General features: G+C 43.5%; 21 protein-coding genes and 1 riboswitch. Of the genes, 14 read left to right on the top strand and 7 right to left on the bottom strand.

Annotation, left to right across the window (positions count from 1 at the left end; all coding sequences use genetic code 11):
- Positions 1-34: 34 nt before the first annotated feature.
- Genes AR334_RS18400 through AR334_RS18390 form a run of 3 tightly spaced genes read right to left on the bottom strand, consistent with a single transcriptional unit; the run spans position 35 to position 3,133 of the window.
- Positions 35-1,240 (bottom strand): ABC transporter permease, encoded by a 1,206-nt coding sequence (locus AR334_RS18400; RefSeq protein WP_066314802.1) that lies wholly within the window; start codon positions 1,238-1,240, stop codon positions 35-37.
- A complete protein-coding gene (locus AR334_RS18395) occupies positions 1,237-1,920 on the bottom strand; it encodes an ABC transporter ATP-binding protein (RefSeq protein ID WP_066314792.1) in 684 nt (227 codons plus the stop codon). The genes AR334_RS18400 and AR334_RS18395 overlap by 4 nt, the downstream gene beginning before the upstream one ends.
- Positions 1,904-3,133, bottom strand: coding sequence for an efflux RND transporter periplasmic adaptor subunit (locus AR334_RS18390; RefSeq protein WP_253701320.1), 1,230 nt, complete (start codon positions 3,131-3,133; stop codon positions 1,904-1,906). The genes AR334_RS18395 and AR334_RS18390 overlap by 17 nt, the downstream gene beginning before the upstream one ends.
- A gap of 371 nt (positions 3,134-3,504) precedes the next feature.
- Here AR334_RS18390 and AR334_RS18385 point away from each other — a divergent pair, with 371 nt between their 5' ends.
- Positions 3,505-3,846, top strand: a complete 342-nt coding sequence (locus tag AR334_RS18385) for a zinc ribbon domain-containing protein YjdM (protein WP_066314790.1) — start codon at positions 3,505-3,507, stop codon at positions 3,844-3,846.
- A gap of 137 nt (positions 3,847-3,983) precedes the next feature.
- Here AR334_RS18385 and AR334_RS18380 read toward each other — a convergent pair whose 3' ends face one another.
- From AR334_RS18380 to AR334_RS18370, 3 genes are all read right to left on the bottom strand, one after another.
- Entirely contained in the window at positions 3,984-4,706 is a 723-nt protein-coding gene (locus AR334_RS18380; protein ID WP_066314788.1) for an amino acid ABC transporter ATP-binding protein, read from the bottom strand.
- The gene (locus tag AR334_RS18375; RefSeq protein ID WP_066314779.1) at positions 4,703-5,386 is read right to left on the bottom strand and encodes an amino acid ABC transporter permease; all 684 of its coding nucleotides are present in this window, start codon (positions 5,384-5,386) and stop codon (positions 4,703-4,705) included. Before AR334_RS18375 ends, AR334_RS18380 begins: the two co-directional genes overlap by 4 nt.
- A gap of 80 nt (positions 5,387-5,466) precedes the next feature.
- Positions 5,467-6,261, bottom strand: coding sequence for an ABC transporter substrate-binding protein (locus AR334_RS18370; RefSeq protein ID WP_066314776.1), 795 nt, complete (start codon positions 6,259-6,261; stop codon positions 5,467-5,469).
- Between the two features lie 80 nt (positions 6,262-6,341).
- A riboswitch (Lysine riboswitch) is annotated at positions 6,342-6,523 on the bottom strand.
- A 175-nt stretch (positions 6,524-6,698) separates the two neighbouring features.
- Here AR334_RS18370 and AR334_RS18365 point away from each other — a divergent pair.
- Both AR334_RS18365 and AR334_RS18360 read left to right on the top strand, forming a co-directional pair.
- The gene (locus tag AR334_RS18365) at positions 6,699-8,348 is read left to right on the top strand and encodes a M20/M25/M40 family metallo-hydrolase (protein ID WP_066314769.1); all 1,650 of its coding nucleotides are present in this window, start codon (positions 6,699-6,701) and stop codon (positions 8,346-8,348) included.
- Between the two features lie 95 nt (positions 8,349-8,443).
- Positions 8,444-8,977: a TVP38/TMEM64 family protein gene (locus AR334_RS18360; RefSeq protein WP_066314765.1), complete on the top strand. Its 534-nt coding sequence runs from the start codon at positions 8,444-8,446 to the stop codon at positions 8,975-8,977.
- Positions 8,978-9,006: 29 nt separating this feature from the next.
- On the opposite strand, the gene AR334_RS18355 is transcribed toward AR334_RS18360, so the two are convergent.
- Positions 9,007-11,382, bottom strand: a complete 2,376-nt coding sequence (locus AR334_RS18355) for an immune inhibitor A domain-containing protein (protein WP_066314761.1) — start codon at positions 11,380-11,382, stop codon at positions 9,007-9,009.
- 400 nt (positions 11,383-11,782) lie between these two features.
- Between AR334_RS18355 and AR334_RS18350 the strand changes: the two genes are divergently transcribed.
- The 11 genes from AR334_RS18350 (at position 11,783) to murQ (ending at position 21,030) form a co-directional block, all read left to right on the top strand.
- Positions 11,783-12,067, top strand: coding sequence for a YhdT family protein (locus AR334_RS18350; RefSeq protein WP_066314749.1), 285 nt, complete (start codon positions 11,783-11,785; stop codon positions 12,065-12,067).
- Positions 12,064-13,506 carry a sodium/pantothenate symporter gene (panF, locus tag AR334_RS18345; RefSeq protein WP_066314747.1) on the top strand — a complete coding sequence of 481 codons (1,443 nt, stop codon included), beginning with the start codon at positions 12,064-12,066 and terminating at the stop codon, positions 13,504-13,506. The genes AR334_RS18350 and panF overlap by 4 nt, the downstream gene beginning before the upstream one ends.
- A 71-nt stretch (positions 13,507-13,577) precedes the next feature.
- Positions 13,578-13,817 carry a CsbA family protein gene (locus AR334_RS18340; RefSeq protein WP_066314734.1) on the top strand — a complete coding sequence of 80 codons (240 nt, stop codon included), beginning with the start codon at positions 13,578-13,580 and terminating at the stop codon, positions 13,815-13,817.
- A gap of 197 nt (positions 13,818-14,014) precedes the next feature.
- Positions 14,015-14,659 (top strand): SMI1/KNR4 family protein, encoded by a 645-nt coding sequence (locus AR334_RS18335; RefSeq protein ID WP_066314732.1) that lies wholly within the window; start codon positions 14,015-14,017, stop codon positions 14,657-14,659.
- Between the two features lie 26 nt (positions 14,660-14,685).
- On the top strand, positions 14,686-15,000 hold the full coding sequence (locus AR334_RS18330; RefSeq protein ID WP_066314730.1) for a hypothetical protein: 315 nt from the start codon (positions 14,686-14,688) through the stop codon (positions 14,998-15,000).
- 59 nt (positions 15,001-15,059) lie between these two features.
- Complete coding sequence (locus tag AR334_RS18325) at positions 15,060-15,686, top strand: hypothetical protein (RefSeq protein ID WP_066314729.1); 627 nt, start codon at positions 15,060-15,062, stop codon at positions 15,684-15,686.
- A gap of 260 nt (positions 15,687-15,946) precedes the next feature.
- On the top strand, positions 15,947-16,801 hold the full coding sequence (locus tag AR334_RS18320) for a MurR/RpiR family transcriptional regulator (protein WP_253701319.1): 855 nt from the start codon (positions 15,947-15,949) through the stop codon (positions 16,799-16,801).
- A gap of 168 nt (positions 16,802-16,969) precedes the next feature.
- A complete protein-coding gene (locus AR334_RS18315; protein WP_066314710.1) occupies positions 16,970-18,274 on the top strand; it encodes an ABC transporter substrate-binding protein in 1,305 nt (434 codons plus the stop codon).
- A gap of 34 nt (positions 18,275-18,308) precedes the next feature.
- On the top strand, positions 18,309-19,259 hold the full coding sequence (locus AR334_RS18310; protein WP_066314709.1) for a carbohydrate ABC transporter permease: 951 nt from the start codon (positions 18,309-18,311) through the stop codon (positions 19,257-19,259).
- 12 nt (positions 19,260-19,271) lie between these two features.
- Entirely contained in the window at positions 19,272-20,096 is an 825-nt protein-coding gene (locus AR334_RS18305) for a carbohydrate ABC transporter permease (protein WP_066314707.1), read from the top strand.
- Entirely contained in the window at positions 20,083-21,030 is a 948-nt protein-coding gene (gene murQ, locus AR334_RS18300; RefSeq protein ID WP_253701318.1) for an N-acetylmuramic acid 6-phosphate etherase, read from the top strand. Before AR334_RS18305 ends, murQ begins: the two co-directional genes overlap by 14 nt.
- Positions 21,031-21,243 lie beyond the last annotated feature (213 nt).

Here is a 21,243-nt window from a genome sequence, read left to right as displayed (position 1 = left end):
TAAAAAGAACCGAGGAAAAAATCCTCGGTTTTTCTTATTCATATCTTAATGCATCAATCGGACTAAGCTTTGATGCTTTATTGGCCGGAAGCAGGCCGAAAATGATGCCGATAAGAGCAGAAAAACTAATGCCAATCAGCACAATTAACGGGCTCATGGATGCGGAAATTGGAGAAAGTTTGGATACAAGGATGGTTCCGATTGCCGCTAAGCCCATTCCAATCAGACCACCTAACGAGGTTAACGTGATTGCCTCGATTAGAAATTGTAGAAGGATCTTTTTTCGTGTCGCCCCGATTGCTTTTCGAAGCCCAATTTCTCTTGTACGTTCCGTTACCGATACTAGCATGATGTTCATGACGCCAATGCCGCCTACTAACAGGGAAATCCCGGCAATACTCCCAATAAGCAAGGTCAATAATGAAATCATCTTGTTTAATTCTTTTTCATAATCCTCGAAGCTGTTGGTCCTATACCGTCCGTCTTCAAGCCCTTTCTTTTCCGTAAGCGTCTCGGCCGCCAGCCTTCCCGTTTCGGAAACCTGTTCAGGGTCGCTGGCAATCACGGACAATTGCTCAATTTCTCGATTGCCAAACATCATCGAGATCACGGCGCGCGGCATCATCATTTCGCCCGTTTCCTTATTACGGAATTGCTCAGGAATCGGCGACTCATAAACACCGACCACTTTATACGGATTGCCATTTAAATCAATGATTTCACCGATGGGATTTTCAGTTTCTTTGAAAAATTTCTTTCTGGCGATTGTATCAATCATCACCACACGATTTAGGCCGTCGTTATCGGCAGCGTAGAAAGCCCGCCCTTCAAGGACGTGAATTTTTCTGGCTAAGAAGTATTCACCTCCGACACCAGTGATCTGCATATCCCCTTGGACATCATTTCGTACCATCTGACCCCAGCCTTGATTGGTGGCGATAACCGCTTTTACGCCGGGCACCTCAGCCAATGTTTGCACGTCTTCGCTCGTCAGTTCCGGCTCCATCCAAAACGTAGGCTCCTCACCCTCAGGTGGGGTGTATTCATAGTAAAATTGGATGGCATTCTTATCGGTGCCAAACAATTCATTTGTCATCTGTGTCCTTGTGCCCTGTCCAATTGCAACAATAATGATAACCGCGGCCACACCGATGATGATGCCAAGCATCGTTAAAATCGACCGGACCTTATGGTTCCAAATCGAGGAAAGGGCGATTTTGAAGCTTTCCCAAATATTCATGAAGCCACCACTTTCCGGTCATCAGTAATCATCCCATCTTTTATCGTAATAATCCGATCGGCGTAAGCGGCAATTTCCTCTTCGTGGGTAACAATAATAACGGTTTTGCCTTCTTCGTTTAGTTGGGTAAACAGCTTCATGATTTGGGCACTTGTTTTCGAATCAAGCGCTCCGGTGGGTTCATCCGCTAACAAAATCGAGGGATTGTTAACAAGTGCCCTGGCAATGGCGACCCGCTGCTTCTGCCCCCCCGATAATTCACTCGGCAAATGCTTCATCCGATCTTCCAAGCCCACCTTTGTTAGCATCTGCTTGGCCCGTTCGGTTCGTTCCCGTTTGGAAACACCGGCATAAATGAGCGGGGAGGCGACATTTTTCAACGCATTATCCCTTGGAAACATGAAGAACTGTTGAAAAACAAAGCCGATATGCTCATTGCGCAATCGGGCCAGCACGCTTTCTTTCGCGGAGCTGATCACTTCACCATTTAATTCATATGTTCCGGCTGTTGGGTAATCCAAAAAGCCAATAATATTCATTAATGTCGACTTCCCGGATCCCGAGGGTCCCATAATCGCAATAAATTCCCCATCTTCAACCGTCAGATCTATTCCATGTAATACAGGAACTTCAAGTGAACCCTTGCCGTAAACTTTGGTGATATTATTCAATTTCATCAAAGGAGGTCACTTCCATTCCGTCATGCATTTGTTCATTCGGCGTAATCACGACCAGTTCACCTTGCTTTACTCCTTCAGTAATTTCAATGAATTCATCGTTCATAGCGCCTGTCTTTACTTCCCGACGCTCAATCTTTTTATTTACTAAAACATAGACAACCTTGATGCCACCTTCATCCACCAGTGTCGGGTGTGGGACCACGAGCGGTTTTTGCCCGCCGCCGACTTTAATTTCCAACGAAACATGGAAGCCTTGGCGTAGCTCGGAGGTATCATCGGTAATGGCGACTTTAAACGGATACATCGTTACATTGCCGCCGCCAGGGGGGCCGAATTCTCCGCCACCACCGCCATCCTCAGTCGGAAATTGTGAAACAGATTCAATTGAACCCTTCCATTCCCGGTCCTTAAAGACTTTAGGCCGAATAATGACCGGTTGTCCATGCTGAATTTTGACAGCATCAAATTCACTCATCGTCCCGATTACTTTATAGGGCTGGCTTGAAATAATATGGATGACTGGTTCTGCTGACCCGGCTTCCGTCTTGGCAACGTTTGGATTGACTTTAACGACAATCCCGTCCATTTTGCTCACAACCGTCATGGCATTTTTCTGAGCGTTAAGCTCTTTTATTTGATCTTCAGCAGAGGCAATTTCCGATTTGGTGCTTTCATATTGCATCTCCAGCTGAATTTTTTCGTTCGCGAGCTGATTGACAGTTTCTTGGCTTACAGGAACCTCTTCGGTACTCTCTGAGTTGGAGCTTGTTGATGACAACTTCTTTTTCGCCTCATTATGGCGCTTCGTTACATCGGCAATTTGGTTTTGTTCCGTTTTGGCTCTACTCGTAAGCAGGTCCTTGCTTCGAACTGCTCTAGCAAGCTCGGTGTCTATTTTTGCAGAATCATAAACTAGCAGGGCATCTCCGGCTTTGACTGCCTGGTTTTCAGTCACCTTCATTTCTTTAATCGCACCTTTTTCGGGCTCGATAAAGATCTTCTGCTCACTTTCCGGGACTATTTTTCCAGTTACAAGGATCGATTGGGCCAGTTCGCGTTCGCTCGCTTTTTGAACGGTAAGGGGCGGTGCTTCTGTTTCTCCACCGGCCATTTTTGCTTCACCCTTTGTTAAAAAATACGTGACCGTTCCACCAATCCCCAGTAATACAAGTAATGACACAATCCAAATCCAAACTTTTTTCTTTTTCATCATTTCAGCTACGCGCCCCCGTCTAGTAATTTTTTCTCTTATTTTTTACTATAAAGCATTTGGATAATATTTCAATATTATTATAAAATTGGCAAAATTAATAATTGAATAGTATCCATTATTGAAGACGGTTTTTTAAGCTTTTTGGGTTCAATATTTTAAAAATATTCCGGAAAATATTCTAAGTATTAAAGAGGAGCACCTGATAAACGAAAAGACTCTCTTTAAGTAGGATAATTAGGAGAGTAATGACAATTGGATTATTAGCAAAAGGAATAGATATGGGGTATGCTGGATGGTAGCTAGAAAATATCGCCCTGGATACCACTATTTCAAACATAGCTGGGTGGTACCAGGTACGGGAGGAATGTATGATGTCAAATTTACCAAATTGTCCAAAATGTAATTCAGAATATACATACGAGGATGGAAGTCTTCTAGTTTGCCCGGAATGTGCATATGAATGGGCTGCAGGATCTTCACCGGAAAATAATAATGACCAAAAAGTCGTTAAAGATGCACATGGAAATGTTTTAACCGATGGAGACTCTGTAACAGTCATCAAAGATTTGAAAGTGAAAGGGAGTTCTTCCGTTTTAAAAATAGGTACAAAAGTTAAAAATATCCGCCTAGTTGAAGGTGATCATGATATTGACTGTAAAATTGACGGATTCGGAGCGATGAAACTAAAATCTGAATTTGTAAAAAAGGTATAAATAACAAGTAACACGAAGGGAAGCGCCAGCCCCTAAAATAGTAGAGGCAGGCGCTTTTTGAAAAAATTCCGCAAAGATCGCAATGTTTCAGTGATACGATGGACTTAAACGAAGTACCATGTTTTTTCATTAAATAATTATAAAATCTGGTTTAAAAACCTCTGCGTCCGCTCATGCTTTGGATTTGCAAAGATTTCCTCCGGCCTGCCTTCTTCTATAATATGGCCGTCAGCGAGCATCACAACGCGGCTGGCCACTTCTCTGGCGAAGCCCATCTCGTGGGTCACGATGACCATCGTCATGCCATCAAGGGCCAAATCCTTCATAACCTGCAGGACCTCCCCAACAAGCTCGGGATCAAGGGCTGAAGTCGGCTCATCAAACAGCATTACTTTCGGCTGCATCGCCAGAGCCCTGGCAATCGCGACACGTTGTTTTTGTCCGCCTGACAATTGATCAGGGTAGAAATGCGCCTTATCGTGCAGCCCGACTTTTTTAAGCAGTTCCACGGCCAGAGTGGTGGCTTGATCACGCCCCATCTTTTTTACATGGACGGGAGCCTCGATAATATTTTCCAACACCGTCATGTGGGGGAACAGGTTAAAATGCTGAAACACCATTCCGACTTTTTCTCTCATCTTATTCAAATTCGTTGTGGCCGGATTAATTTTTTCATCCCCGATGGTAATTTCACCAGCTTCAGCGGTTTCCAAAAAGTTTAAACAACGGAGTAGTGTGCTCTTTCCTGAACCGCTCGCCCCGATCAGAACGACAACTTCATTGTCTTTCACATCTAAATCGATATTTTTTAAAACCTGAAGTCCACCGAAAGATTTAGACAAATTACGAACATTAATCATGCAATCGCCGCTCCCTTCGGTTTACTGACATCGAGCTTCTTCTCCAAGCGGTTGAAGAACCAGGTGAAGATTAACACGATGATTAAGTAATATAGCCCGACAACAAAATAGGTCTCAAACGGCATATAGTTCTCCCCTTGGACGGTGAGGGCGGTATTATATAAGTCTGTTACGGCAATATAGGCAACGAGGGAAGAATCCTTTAAGCTGATGATGAATTGGTTCCCAAGCGGCGGAATTGCCCGTTTTAATGCCTGTGGAAAAATAATCCTCCGCATCGCCAGCGGATAGCTCATCCCTAAAGATCTGGCCGCTTCCATCTGGCCGCGGTCAATCGATTGGACCGCCCCGCGGAAGATTTCCGCAATGTAGGCTCCAGTATGGATGCTCAACGCCAGGGCGCCGGCGGTGAAGCTGTTCAGCGTTAAGATATTGGCAATCCCGTAATACAGGAACATAATTTGCACGATTAACGGCGTTCCCCGGATAATGCCGATGTAAAGGTCTGAGACCCGATTAAGAAATTTAACGGAAGAGATTTTAAACCCTGCAAAGATGATGCCAATGATCATCGCAAATAGGAGGGATATGATGGTGATAGAAATGGTCATCCAAGAGGCTTGCAAGAATGCAAGGCCATGCTCACTCAGAATCCCAATAATATTTTGAAAAAAATCCATGATGTTCTTGCCTCCTTAAACAATAACGCAAGCCCGTGCATTCGAGCTTACGTTATCTGGTTGTTTCTTGGAAAAATCAATTATTGCTTCTCCATGATGTTAGTGTTGAACCACTTTTTACTGATCTTTTCGTACGTACCGTCCGCAAGCATGTCGTCAATTGCCTTGTTGATCTTTTCGGCAAGCTCCTTGTTTCCTTCTGCAACGGCCACGCTTACGCGGTCCTCATTTAACAGGCCGCCAATTTCTTTTATCTTCAACCCTTTTTCATTTTTAGCGTTTAAGCCGACAATTTTATCGGTAATTACCGCATCGAGACGGCCTAGTTCCAAGTCCTGAAGTGCGTTGACATCGGATGGGTAGCCTTTTACCTGATCGGATAATTCCTCAGCCATGTCCTTCCATGTGCTAGCTTGGATGACCCCAACTGTTTTTCCTTTTAAATCTTCTTTTGAGGCAATTTCATTGTTGCCGTCAGCGATGAAAATCTGGGCGCCTGATAGATAATATGGCTCGGTGAAGTCAACCTGCTTGTCACGCTCAGGTGTTGCGGTCATGCTCCCGATAATGGCATCGTATTTTTTAGCTTTTAAGCCTTGAATGATGGTTTCCCATTGGTTTGTTACAGGTTTTGCTTCCAAGCCGATTCTTTTTGCGATTTCTGTGCCGATTTCCACATCAAAGCCGGTCAATTTTCCGTCCTTTTTGAAGTTTAATGGCGGATATTGTCCGCTCATGGCAAAGGAGAACTCTCCTTTTTTGATTAGGTTAAGGTCTTCCCCTTTGGCTTGTCCTGTTTTGCTTCCTTCGTCTGTTCCGCATGCCGATAACATCAACATGAGTGCAGAAACCCCGGCAATTAATAGTTTTTTCATGATGTTTTTCCCCCTTTTTAAAATAAAAAAGCACCGTCGTTTGGATATGACGGTGCCTGACACCCTCATCCTAAGCTTTGAATAAAGATAGTTCTCCACAATTTGCAAAAATTGTGACAGTTCTGCCCCTTTCGAGTGCAGCCCCAGCTCTCCGAAAACAGTGATTCCAGATGCTTCGGCGATTAATCCTTTTTCCTATTTTCATAGATTTCACTAAATCTCCAATAGGATACTCTTACTAATCGCGACCTCTACCCCATCTCAAACGCTTGAAAAGATGAGGATTTAATATTCTGTTTTTTCGATAATTTTAGTATATAGTAATATTTATTCATCTGCAAGCATGAATTATCGTAATGGAAAAAGCTTGACGAATATTGATTGAATGGTATAAATTTTTTTACAATAACAATCTATGAAAAAAGGAGTCTTTAATCATGCTGAATTGCCGCGAGGAAGTATTGGCATTCACGAATCAACTTGTGAATATTGAAAGTATCGTAAATACCAATGGCGAAAAAACAATTGCTCATTCTTTATACACACTTTTATCCACATTTCCGTATTTTACGCAAAACCCATCTCATCTCCTGCTCCAGCAAACGCTTCAGGATGAGCATGAGCGCTACAATGTGCTGGCCTTTGTAAAAGGGACGAAAGGGGAGAGCAACCGGACAGTGATCCTGATGGGGCACATGGACACGGTTGGAATTGATGATTTTACCCATCTGAAGGAGCATGCCTGCTACCCGGACCAATTGATGGAGTCTTTGAGGGGCGAGGAATTGCCTGCTTCGGCTAGACAGCACCTCGAATCCGGTGACTGGCTGTTCGGCAGAGGCGTCCTCGACATGAAGAGCGGTGTCGCTAGCAATCTTTATCTCTTAAAATACTATTCGGAGCATCCGGAAGAGTTGGATGGCAATATTGTCTTCTTGTCAGAATGTGATGAGGAAGACAGCTCGCATGGGGTTTTATCGTCGTTAAAGGTGCTGAAAAGCTGGAGGGAGGAGCATGACTTTGACTACGTGGCTGCCATCAATGCAGATTTCGTTTCTCCGCGCTATCAGGGCGATGACAATCGATATATTTATTTGGGTACAGTCGGGAAGCTATTGCCATCGTTTTTTATAACAGGTGCAGAAACCCACGTCGGATCTGCGTTCGAAGGGCTCGATCCCAATTTCATTGCCGCGGAGCTCACAAAGCAAATCGATTATAAACCCGAGCTTTGCAACGAAGCCTTTGGCGAGCTGACGGTGCCTCCTGTTTCCTTGAAGCAGACAGACCTGAAACCGTCCTATACAGTTCAAACAGCCTTATCTGCGTATGTTTACTACAACTTTTTCATCCATTCCTGGTCGCCGAAGGATGTGCTGGAAAAGCTGAAGGAGCAAGCAGGGATTGCCTTTGAAAAAGCGTTAAACTCGTTTGACGAACGCTATAAGAAATACGCGAGCCTAAGCGGCGAGCCGTACGTGAAACAGCCTTGGACACCGAGAGTGTTCACCTATGAAGAAATGGAAAAGATGCTGGTTGCGGAGCATGGCGATGCCTTTGTTTCTCATATGAGCCAATTTAAAAATGCGCTTCTTGAGGACAAAGACCTTGATACACGGATGTTTGCCGCTCGTGTAGTCGAGGAAGCCTGGAAATGGATGAAGGATAAAAATCCTGCGATTATCGTATTCTATTCGTCTCTATATTCGCCGCGGATTGAACTGTCCGGCAAGAATGACAAGGAGCAGACTCTGCTTAATGCTTTGAGTCAAGCGGTGGAAACGGTCCAGCCGTCCTATCCGCATCCGATTGTGACACGGAATTTCTTCCCGTACATTTCGGACATGAGCTTTGTTGCCCTTAGTGATGATGAAGAAGGCATCCAAGCCGTTTCGAATAATAATCCGGGCTGGGGGACCAAGCATTACGTGGAATATCAGGACATCCGCGACATCAATGTGCCGGTTATTAATATCGGTCCTTATGGTCTGGACGCCCACAAAAAACTCGAAAGAATGGAAATGACCTACTCGCTTGAAATCGTGCCAAACCTGACCAAGCAAGTGATCCAACAGCTATTGTCATAATAATTAAGGGTGTCCCTTTTTCCAGGGGCACCTATATTTTTTTACCCTAAAGATATAAAATGAATGCAACGGGGATCTTGGGGGACGAGGTAGACATGGAAACACAGATGCTAGAATGGTTTGATACAAGCGGCAGTTTTGCTGTGTGGTTGAGCATTATCATAAATATTATCATCAGCGTCCTTGGGGTTGTACCGAGTGTCTTTCTCACAGCCGCCAATATTACCTTTTTCGGCTTTACGCAAGGATTGGTGATCTCCATCCTCGGAGAAGCCTCCGGGGCCGTGATCAGTTTCTATTTATACCGAAAAGGCATTAACAAGGTCAAACCCGAAATCAAACACACTTTCTTAAAAAAACTCCAGCATACGAAAGGTACGGAAGCATTTTTGCTGGTTATTGCCCTTAGGATTTTTCCATTCATTCCATCCGGACTGGTGACATTTGTTAGTGCCGGCAGCCTAATGGGCATCATTAATTTTTCCATCGCCAGCACAGTTGGAAAAATTCCCGCACTATTCATCGAAGCCTACTCGGTGAAACAGGTGCTGGATTGGAGTATTCAAGGGAAAATCATCATGGCGGCAGCATCGATTTTTATAATAGGATTTCTTTTAAAAAGAAAATAGGGTGCCCCGCGGGACACCCTATTACTCTCTTATTTAAAGATTAACACTTTACCAACAGTACCATCAGCACTTTGGCCGACGACTCGGAATTTTAATCCGTAGTTTGGTACGTTACGTCCAGCATCAACAAGACCAGGATTACTGTAATTAGCACTATCATCAAATAACGGATTGCGTTGAGTGAAGTTATCAGTCATCGTTGTCCCTAATAGATTCTTGTAATCCAAATACATTTTATTGGTTTTTTCAAGACCAAATGCAGCATCGTGTAGCTGGTAACGAGTGGCACCGACTGACTTATCGCTCCAGGAAACCGTATGCTGGTCTGCATCGACAACACCAAGGAAACCATCGCCAGGGTGATCGCCTGTCCAGTTGTTATCATAGGATTCATCAACATACCAAACAACTAAACCAGGATCATAGCTCATTAAGCTAGCGCCACGGCGGATGTTCTTTAAGCCCACATCGACACCGTTATGGGATCTCCACTCTAAAAGATAATAGTGATTAGTCGTATATTTTCCATCATGCTTTTCAAAACCGTCTAATATAAATTGCGGCTTACCTTCTGCACCATCAGTAAACAATTCTTTTCCATCAGCACTAACTTTTACATTGTCAACAAAGAAGCCATCCAAATTCGTCGCCCAGTCTGTCATGGAACGGAATTGAAGCTGAATCTTCTGTCCGGCGTAAGCACTTAAATCAATCGTTTCATGGACCCAGCCCTTACTTGAACCTGTGTAACCAGGAAGGTTCTCTTTTATTGCCGGATAGCCGTTAGGGTCAAGAGTTGTGCTGGTTCTGTCACTAGATAACGATTTCCATGTCTCCCCGCCATCCGTTGATACTTGAACCATTGCATAATCCCAATGTTCTTCGATGTTGTACCAAGTGTCGAAGTCTAGTGTTGCGCTTGATGCACCGGTTAAATCAACTGCAGCAACCATCCTATGGTCGGCCTCATCACCCTTGCCGCCATAGTATTCATATGAACCAGCCGCTGGCGTATTCAATACATTCACTTTGTTCGGCAAATTAACACGAACAGCGTCGTTATTGGTACCTTTTGTAACCCCTTCATCAAGAAGAACAGTCGTGCCTGCTTTTGTAATATCATTAGCATGTAGTGTCGAACCGCTTAACCAGTTGCCGCCATGCAAGTTTTGCAGCATTTCCTTAGCATAAGGGCTGAAACCGGTTGGTTCGGTTCCGCCAATTTTTCCTGCCCAGCTGCCTGCTGACATAACAGACCAGTAAGCAATCGCTTCACCAGCACCGCTATAAACAGTATCATATTCATCTGGAAGACCTAGGTCATGCCCAAATTCATGGATAAATACTCCGGCAGCGCCATCTTCTGGTTCGATCGTATAATCATATGCGCCTAATAGGCCGCCAAAACGATCACTATTGGAGGTTCCGCCAGGTACTGCTCTTAAAGCACCGAGATTCCAACGGTGTGACCAAATTGCATCACTGCCAAGAGAACCGCCGCCAGCCTCTTCACCGACACCGGCGTGAATGACCATTAAGTGGTCAATGATTCCGTCTGGCTCATTGTAGACACCGTCGCCATCGTAGTCATCGCGATCCCAAACATCATAATCTGCTAAATTGATATTAGGATCCGTGGCTGCTTTTTTAAGTGCTTCCATTACGAGTTCTCTCGGACGAGCATCGCTTCCATTTTCATCCGGGTAGTTCCCGCCATAATAAGCGGCCGGATGATCTGCTTTATACCAGCCGGCTACCGTTCCATCAACTGTATAGCTACCGCCTGATTGCTGTTCATAATACTGTTTCATGGAAACTAAATTTTCGCCATTAGGGCCTGTATAGCCATGTTCGCCAAAAATCATATCCTGGAAATGGTCGTGAGTATAATCTTCATACCACATATCAGTTTCGTTTTTTGTAATGGAACTCTTCTCGTAATCTGGGAATTCGATCGCAAGAACGAGAACTTTGTCATGACGAACATCACCAGCATAAGTTTCCTTTTGAACAGAATCCACGGTATTTTTCTTAGCTTGCCCCAGTTTATTTCCTTTTCCATTTTTAAGTCCATCTGCCTTTGGCTTGGCGCTTTCCTTCAGTGTGCCAAGGCTTTCCGGAAGCTTGTCCTTTGTCTTGGTAAGTTTACTCTTTCCTTTTAAGAACTTTTGCAATGCCTTTTCTGCCTCGGCAGGGCTCGCGTCTTTTGCCAGTTTGCCTTCGCGCTTTAGCATTTCTATCAATCTCTCATCATTGGCAATCCCCAAATCGACTGGTGCTCCGTTTGCCGACAGTTTGGCAACAGGGCTGCTTGCTTTGCTAGTTGGTGTCGCTGCTGCAGCGTTTACCAGTCCTAGGCCTAAAGACAACGCCAGCGCTGTGGAAAGAAACCTTCTCTTTTTCATATTACTCCCCCTCAAAATATTTTTTACAAGACTTGCAACCTATGAAATATGTATTTTTAACATATTCCCTCCTTCGCTCTACTTGAATACGCGGCCTGCTGAAATTTAGTATCCCGAAGAAATAAGAGTATACCACAATAGTAAAATTATTATGAAAATTTGTAAATATTTTAATGGTTTATCGGAAAAATTAGTCGAAATGTACTATAAAATTCCAAAACTCTTTCGTGGTTACTGACAGGTAATTCCAATATTTTATGAAAATAGACCTTTTTCGTTATTTTTTTTGATTAGCCCCTTTTCCCTGCGGTTAACTTTGGTAATATATTCTTTATTGCATAAACTAACAAGACTATAGACAACAGGGACTTCAAAGTTTCAATCCCTAAGGGAGGATTTTATGAAAAAGCAGGAAAAACCGCTGGATAAGCGATTTAAAATTGCCCACCGTGAAGCGTTGATCGGCGTCGCCCTGGTCATCATTAACTTCATCATTTGGTACGGATTTGCTTATGGCCTCGGTTCCGCCAAGGTTGAAGATTACACATACATATTGGGTCTCCCGGCCTGGTTCTTTTACAGCTGCATTGCCGGGACCTTATTTATGATCATTCTCGTCATCCTAGCCTTAAAATTTCTGTTTAAAGAAGTGCCCTTTGAAGAGAAAGAGGGTGGAGCCGAATGAACTGGGCGGTGATTACTCCATTGCTGCTTTTCTTATTGATTATCTTTGCTGTAGGCTTTTGGTCGAATAAATTTGTACTGAAATCCAACTCATTTTTGGAGGAGTATTTTCTCGGTGAACGACAGATGGGTGGATTTATCCTGGCTATGACGATGGTGGCTACCTATGGCAGTGCAAGCTCTTTTATCGGCGGACCGGGCGTCGCTTATACTCAGGGGCTAGGCTGGGTGCTGCTGGCGATGGCCCAGTTAGCGACAGGTTATTTTGTCCTGATGGTGTTGGGGAAAAAGTTTGCGATTGTCTCACGGCAATATAAGGCGATTACCTTGATTGATTTCCTGAAAGAGCGGTATCAAAGTAAGACTGTCGTCATCCTGTCGGCGGCAAGCATTATCATCTTTCTGTTTTCGTCAATGACGGCGCAATGGATTGGCGGCGCCCGCCTTGTCGAATCATTAACGGGGCTCCCCTATACAACGGCACTGATGATTTTTGCCTTTTCCGTTCTGGTATTTGTGATTGTGGGTGGGTTTCGGGCAGTGGCCTTGACCGATACCGTTCAGGGGGTGGTAATGTTTATGGGAACGCTGATTCTCCTAATCGCGACCATCAAAGCGGGCGGAGGGGTTCCAAGGATCATTTCCGACCTAGCTGCAGAAAATCCGAATCTCATCAGTCCGTTTGGCGCCGAGCGTACCTTGACGCCGGCCTATGTCTCCTCATTCTGGATTTTAGTCGGCGTGGGGGTTGTCGGCCTGCCGCAAATCGCCGTCAGGGCGATGTCTTATAAAAATTCACGGGCGATGCACAGCGCCATTATTATCGGGACAATTGTCGTTGGGTTCATCATGCTCGGCATGCACCTGATCGGTGTGTTTGCCAGGCCGGTCTTGCCTGGTATAAAAATCGGTGACACGGTCATGCCGCTTTTGTCTTTGAAGGTACTGCCGCCGTTTGTGGCAGGAATTGTGCTCGCTGCTCCGATGGCGGCAATCATGTCGACAGTCGATGCTCTGTTGATTTTAGTAAGCTCAGCATTGGTCAAGGATATCTATTTAAATTACATCAAACCGAATGCTGCTGATCACCAGATAAAAAAAATAAGCTTCAGCGTAACGACTATTATCGGCATAATTGTGATTCTGCTTGCCCTAAGTCCCCCAGATCTGATTATCTGGCTCAACCTGTTTTCGTTTGGCGGCTTGGAGTCGGTCTTTATTTGGCCGGTGATTTTCGGATTGTATTGGAGCAGGGGGAATAAGTACGGTGCGATTACTTCGATGATTTTAGGGATGGGATCCTACATCCTGTTTGACCGGTTTTATCCAAATGCGCTTGGGCTGCATACGGTAGTGCTGCCGATACTGATTTCCTTTCTCGGCTTTATTGCAGTTAGTCTGTTTACTCAACGAAAAACGATTGTGGAGTCCCACATCTAGACTTTATTGGTTGCATTTTTCACAGTTAATTTCTAGAATGAAATCAGAAATGAACGAGGTGGGGCTCCACTATGGTAGAAGTAATCAGGTTTATGTCGGCATTGTTCCTGCCAGGTCTGTTGGTCCTGCTGTTTACTCGGGTCACGTACAACCGGGTGATCGGACTGGTATTGACCGTGGCACTTATCGCCGCATCCGTTTATAAAGGCTATACAAATGCATTTTGGCTTATCGTGGTGGATGCATTTTCATTAACGGCTGGCTTCTGGCTGGCGTCAAAGATGAAGCAACGCGCCATTAAAAGGAGCTAACATCGAAGTCTGCCTGAAATCCAGGTAGGCTTTTTTTGTTTGCTCATGGTAAGGCTAGTCATCATTTGGAGTTCACATACGGGAAGGGCCAATGGAATAAGAAGAAATGGGATAATATATTTTTCAGTTTACCGGGAAAATGATGGATGAATACAGTTTATTTGGATTAAATATACACTTGTATAGGAAGTGATGTTATGAGGATTAAAGAAGAAATTTACCATGTTTATCAAAAACTAAAAGAAACTCCGAATATTGATGTAGAAGAAATTGCACTAAGCGAACCAATGGATGTAGATGATTTCGATCAAATAGAAGGAAAGCTTAATTTTATATTTCCCGATACTTTAAAAAATCTTTATTTAAATGAGGCAGCTAGTATATCTATGATATGGAATGCTACAGGTGAAGGTTTTGGAGAGTATTGTAAATACGGGGAAATTAACCTCATTTCACCTGCAGAAATAGTACGTATGGTAGAAGACATTCGTTTTGAGGTAAAGGAATTCCTTAAAAATAAACAAGACTACGAAGAAAATGAAGCGGTAAAGGCAATTCTAGATGATTGGATTTATTGGATACCAGTTATAAAATTCCGTAATGGAGATGCATTTTGTTTTGATACAAGACAACCTGGATATCCTGTTTTTTTCCTAGAACATGATGTAATGGATGGGGGACCTAATTTACACGGAATAAAGATTGCTACAGATTTTGATAAATTATTTAAGAACTGGTGTAACGTAGGTTTTGTTGATATTTATGACTGGTATGAGGTATCAATGGAAAATGGTGTTGACTTTGATAATAAAATTTTTTGCTTGATTAAAAAGATACTATAGAGATTAAAAGAGAGGAAAACTAGCATATGGAGAAATTAATTAAATTGGAAGAAGTTTTATTAAATCCAAATGATTATTCATGGGCAGATTCTTTATTTCTTCCAGAAAACAAAAATTGGAATATTAATAGTCCAGCTGCTGTATTAAATCTGGATGATTTAGAAGAAGGGGAAGTATCCCCACAGTTCGCATTAGATAATAAATTAATTCTTGTATTTAGTATTCAAGAGGTACAAGATATTGTAGAAAATGCAAATCAACAACGAGAAAAATGTTCAGTTAATGATTTGTTTGATGCTTTTCTATTCTATTGTCGAAACGATGCTTTTATTTCATTATGATGAAGAGATGATTCATTTTTATTAGTACGTTTAAATTAAAATTCAAGTGGTGATCTTACATGACCATACCAAATAATTTTCATTTTCCAGAAATATTTCTAGAAATGAATGAACTAGGATGGCTAGATACAGAGAATTTTATTGATTTTAAGGATTTAGAGTCACAAAAGTATTTATGGTTATATGATATGGAATGGTTAACATGTGAAAAAATCAGACATTATGATTATGAAGAATATGAATCTAGGTCAATCGTGCCATTTGCTGTAAGTGGAGGAGGGGATAAATGGGCTTGGTATATAGAAAAACAAGGTTTGCCTGTAGTGTATTGCCCACATGACGATGATGAAGGAATATTCTATGCTGAAAATACCCAAGGCGCTTTATTTAGACAGATAATTGAATTTTCATCCCAAAACAATTTTTATCATGAAGTTGGACGATCTTGGGAAATGAGTATCCTTGATGCAAAAAGGCATTTGAAAAATTGGAGAACTAGATTTGAAAAGTGGTTTAAAAAGGAATGGAACGATGAACTTGATAAAATCATTGATTCAGATTTAAAGTTTTATACTCATAATACTGGTGGATACTATGTATTAATTACCCCAGAAGAAGCAAAAGAAAAAATAGAGAAGTATCTCCATTTTGATTTACTTAACAAACCGTTTATTTGGACAATTTAGTCTAAAATAGTAAAATTCTAAGCCCAGCAGATCATTGATTTTGTTTGCTGGGTTTTTTAGTTTTCCTACATCGGTAAAGAAGAAGTCGCGGCTTTTTTCCCAATAGGCTGCGAAGGATACTGCTAGTAAAATGAAAGTATGATTGTAGAAAAATATCGAATTATGTAGATTAGTAATGAAATAAAATTTCGGAAATTTCGTTGAATTTTGAAATTTTGTTTAATATAATGAGAGTAAGACACATACATATGGTGAAGACGATGAACCAAGAAATTATTTTTATCCAAGAGGGCATGCACAGCTTCAAGCCCTCAGAAAAGAAGGCTGCAGAATATATCCTGCGCCACCCACAAGAGGTAGTAAACCTATCTGTTCAAAAACTGGCCGAAAAGGCCAAGGTCAGTGAGGCCACGATTATTCGGATGTCGAGGTCACTGAAATGTAAGGGGTTTCAGGATTTGAAACTTAAAATCGCCTATGAATTGGCTAAACCGCAAAATAATCTTTATGAAGATATCCCGACCGATGATTCGGCAAAATCCTTCATTCAGACGATCTCGCAGAACAATATCCAATCGATTCAAAACACGTTGCTGGTTTTGTCAGAAGAGGAAGTTGAACAGGCGGTCAACCTTTTATCCCAGGCCAGAAAGGTGGCGGTATTTGGAATTGGCGCATCTGCCATCGTGGGCATGGACTTAAAGCAAAAGCTGACGCGAATTGGCCGCTGGTGTGAGGAAGGCTTTGACGGCGATACCCAAATTACGATTGCTGCCAACCTGACGAAACAGGATGTGGCGATTGGTATCTCCTACAGCGGACAAACGAAGGACGTTATCGAGGCGTTAAGGATTGCCAAGGAAAGTGGCGCCCAAATAATTTCGCTGACGAAGTCCGGGGATAATCATGTTTCCGATTTGGCGGATGTAAAGCTGCATACAACCTCTCTGGAACGGGATGTCCGGAGCGGGGCAACGAGCTCGCGGATTGCCCAACTGAATGTCATTGATATTCTATTCCTTGGCGTCACCCGATCTAATCAATCTAAAAATATTGAAGCACTTGAAAGAACCCGCAAAGCTGTTAACACATTAAAAAAAACAACCGGCAGATAGACAGTCTGTCTACTGTCTGCCATTCTATTACACTACTTCATTTTCCATCATTGTTCAGACACCCAAGAAACCTTTAGGACGTCAAAGCATGGCTGTCCTGTAAAATTAGTAACTCCCTCGGCTTGCCGAGGAAAAAATAAAACATTTTTTAAGGGGGAAATTTTTTCGATGAAAAAACTGGGAAAACTATGGCTGTTTGGCTTGTTCACACTGATTCTCGTTTTGGCAACAGCGTGTTCAAATGACAAAGGGGGCACTGAAAAAACTGAAGGCAAGCCAAAAGATGAGGGCGGCGGCAGTAAAGAAACCGTCACACTCACAATCGGTAGCTGGCGCACAGAGGATACGGCCAAATACGAAAAGGTTATTGCCGAATTCAATAAGAAAAATCCTGACATTAAAGTGGAATTTAAGCCTTCGAAAAATACCGAGTACAACACAATCCTGAACACTGCTTTACAAAGCGGTGAAGGTCCGGACATTATCCACCTGCGCCCATACACACCTGGAATCGCGCTAGCTGATGCAGGTTATCTGGAACCACTTGATGGTGTAGCAGGCCTTAACGATTTTCCGGAAGCTGCGCTGAATGCCTCAAAAGGAACTGACGGCAAGCAATATGGCGTGCCTCTCAACATGAGTACAACGCAAATGTTCTATAACAAGAAAATTTTCAAGGATAACGGCCTGAAAGAACCAAAGACTTGGGACGAATTCATTAAACTTGCCCAAACATTAAAAGACAAGAAAATTGTTCCGATTGCCCTAGGCAGCAAAGAAGGCTGGTTATTGTCCGCAGTACATGGGATTGTTGGACCGGCCCATTATGGCGGCAATGAGTTTGTCGAAAAGATTACCAAAGGCGAGACCAATTTTAATAGCCCAGAATTTGTCAACTCAATTAAAGCAATGGATGAACTGAAGAAATTCTTCCCAGATAACTATGAAGGACTAGGAATGGATGATATTCGTACGCTTTTTGCTACTGGCACGGCAGCAATGTTCCCTATGGGAAGCTGGGAAATTGAAGTCGTACGCGGACTGAATCCTGATATTGAAATCGGCTTTTTTCCAATGCCATCCGCTATTGGAAAAGAAGCAACCATTACCGCATGGGTTGATGGATCGTTTGCTGTTAATGCAAAATCCAAGCACAAAGAAGAAGCAAAGAAATTCATGGAATTTTTAGCAACAAAAGAATTTGCAACGCTGTTTACAAACGAATTTAAGATGATCAGTGCCATGCCTGGCGTGAAGTCACAGGATGAATTGGTTACCGGCTTAAGCGAAGCTGTTGAAAAAATTTCGACTCCATACATGATGGTCGTTCATTTTGCCGGCGGTAACCCAACTTCAAAGGCAACGCTCGAAACGGAACTTCAAGGTATGTATTTAGGCAAGCAAACTCCTGAAGGCGTCGCGAAAAAAGTCCAAGAAAATGCTGAAACATGGTTTAAACCGTTTCAAAAGTAGTAGCGCATTAAATGAAAAGTAGGTGGCGGTGAATATGCAAACAGAAATCAATCCAGAAGTAATCACACAGAAAACACATAAGAAACGGAAGCGGTGGGGCATCCATCTCTTCCCTATTCCCGCCCTTGTCATTTATGGTATGTTCATTGTTTACCCGCTGGTGGCGGCCCTAACCTACAGTTTTTATGACTGGAAGGGCATCAAAAAGGGCGCGTTTATCGGGTTGGAAAACTATAAAAACCTGTTTACGGCCGAGCCATTCAGCGGCATGTTTTGGAACGCCGCCGGTCACAACGTCCTGTATTTTGTCGTCCAGATGGTCGTCCAAAACGGGCTGGCATTTTTCCTCGCGTTTATTATCTATCAAAAAATCCGCGGGGCAGAATTTTTTAAAATGGCCTATTTCCTGCCGCGGCTGTTATCGGTCATCGTGGTCGGTTTTCTTTGGAAGCTGATTTTGAACCCTAACTTCGGAGCGCTTAATGTGATGCTTGGCAAAATGGGTCTTGAGAACCTGAAGAAGGCTTGGCTTGGTGACCCCGATACCGCGCTGCTGGCGATTATTCTCGTCAACTGCTGGTTTGGAATCGGCTTTGCTGTGCTAATTTTCCTCGCCGGATTCCAGGCGATTCCGAAAGAATTGATCGAAGCAGGGCGCTTGGACGGGGCCAAAGGATTCACGATGATCCGGACGATTATGCTGCCGCTAATGATGCCGTCGATCACGATTATGACGGTGCTGACGTTTATCCAATCTTTCGAAGCCTTCGAACTCGTTTATGCGATGCAAGGCTCGCAAGGGGAGCCGTACCGATCAACTGATACGCTGGCCGTTTATTTCTATCGTCTCGCATTTGGCGGGTCGACCGGGGATTCCACGGCAATAGGGCTTGGGTCAGCTTTGGCAGTCGTATTATTTATTTTCATCTCGATCGTAACGGCGTTTTATTTGAAATCAATGCAGAAAAAACAAGTGGAAATGTAGGGGTGAATAAAGGTGAAACAAACTATCTGGACAAAGCCAATCTATTACATCGTTGCCTTTCTATTCGCCTCTATCAGTCTATATCCGATTATACTGATGATTTTATCATCCTTTAAACCGAATATGGAAATCATGATGAGCCCGCTGTCGCTGCCGAAAAGCTTCAGTCTTGAAACCTATCAAAACCTGTTAGATCGGGTTCCGTTCATGACCTATTTTTACAACAGCGTGTTCGTCAGTGTGGTTTCAGTGTCGCTAATCCTCATCACAACGTCGCTCGCGGCTTTTTACATTGCCCGCTATACGTTTTGGTGGAACAACGTCCTGTTTTTCATCTTCCTGATGGGGATGATGATTCCGATTAAACTCGGGATTGTGCCGCTGTTCATGCTAATGAAGGATCTTGGGCTGACGAACTCGTTGTGGTCGCTGATTCTGATGTATACGGCGACAGGCATTCCGCTGTCCATCTTGATTTTAACCGGATTTTTCAGGACGATGCCGGCAGAATTGGAGGAAGCGGCGCGAATCGACGGAGCGACAGACCTCAGAATCTTGTGGAATGTAGTATTGCCGCTGATGCGCCCGGCGCTTGGCACTGTGATGATCATTAACTTTATTCAATCGTGGAATGACTTCTTCTTCCCGTTGATTTTTATTACCGACGATTTGAAAAAGACCATTCCGGTCGGGATGCTGAGCCTGTTCGGTGAATATTCCGCTGACTGGGGCGCATTGTTTGCCGGCCTGACCTTGTCGTCACTTCCAATGATGATTCTGTTCTTTATTGCATCGAAGCAATTTATGGAAGGACTGACTGCCGGTGCGGTTAAATAATGATTATGAAGGATTTGATCCCATGTTGTTGACAGAAATGAGAAATAAGGATTCTGAGAATTTGCATCAATTATCTACACTTGAAATTATCCGGTTGATGAATCAGGAGGACCAGAAAGTGGCGCTCGTTGTCGAGCAGGCACTGCCGCAAATTCGCGATGCGATTGACGTGGCGGTAAACGCACTCCAGCAAGGCGGGAGATTGTTTTATATGGGTGCGGGAACAAGCGGTCGTCTCGGGATTCTCGATGCTTCCGAATGCCCGCCGACGTTTGGCGTTCCACATGAGTTGGTCAATGGAATCATTGCCGGCGGGGAAAAAGCGATTCGCTATGCGATCGAGGATGCGGAGGACAATCAGGAAGCAGGGAAAGCGGCTGTCGACTCTTTGGTAACCGAAAAAGATGTCCTCATTGGAATTGCCTCGAGCGGCAGAACCCCGTATGTTCTTGGAGCCATTAATCGGGCAAACGAACGGGGAATTCCCACGGTCGGAATTTCTTGCAATAATGGTTCCGAGCTGTCAGAACTCGCAAAATTCCCGATTGAGGTTCCGGTCGGACCGGAAGTGGTAACCGGTTCAACCCGCCTAAAAGCCGGCACTGCCCAAAAGATGGTGCTAAATATGATTTCTACCGCGGCAATGATCAAGCTTGGTAAGGTTTACAAAAACCTGATGGTAAACGTACAGGCTACCAATGAAAAACTCCGGAACCGGTCACTATCGATTATCCAAGACATAACAGGTGTGGATGAAGTGACCGCCAAAACGATGAATGACCGGGCCAATGGCAATACACGGGCGGCTATTCTTATGATTTTATTCCTAGTAGATTATGAAACTGCCCTTAATGCGCTAAAACAAAACAATGACCATTTTCCTAATGCGTTAGCAGAACTTCAAAAACAAGCGGGTGAGCAGGGTCCCGCATAGTCGGGCCGGGTTTCATTGCTGATTTTCCGCCCCATTCTTCCAATTAAAAAACTGCCTCAAGACCTAGTATTTTAGGTAAATTTTAAGAAAAAGCGACTTTATACCTAGTCAAAAAAACAGAAGATGGTACTAAGGTGGTATAGACGACTATACCACTTTTTTCGTATGCTTGAAATAAAGATTCTAAGTGTTTATGCTAAACAGCAAACGCTT

Origin of the sequence: Bacillus sp. FJAT-29814 (assembly GCF_001510715.1) — a bacterium.
Lineage (GTDB): Bacteria > Bacillota > Bacilli > Bacillales > Cytobacillaceae > Neobacillus.
The sequence above is the reverse complement of the archived record's forward strand: the minus strand, read 5'-3'. Positions and strand labels throughout refer to the sequence as shown.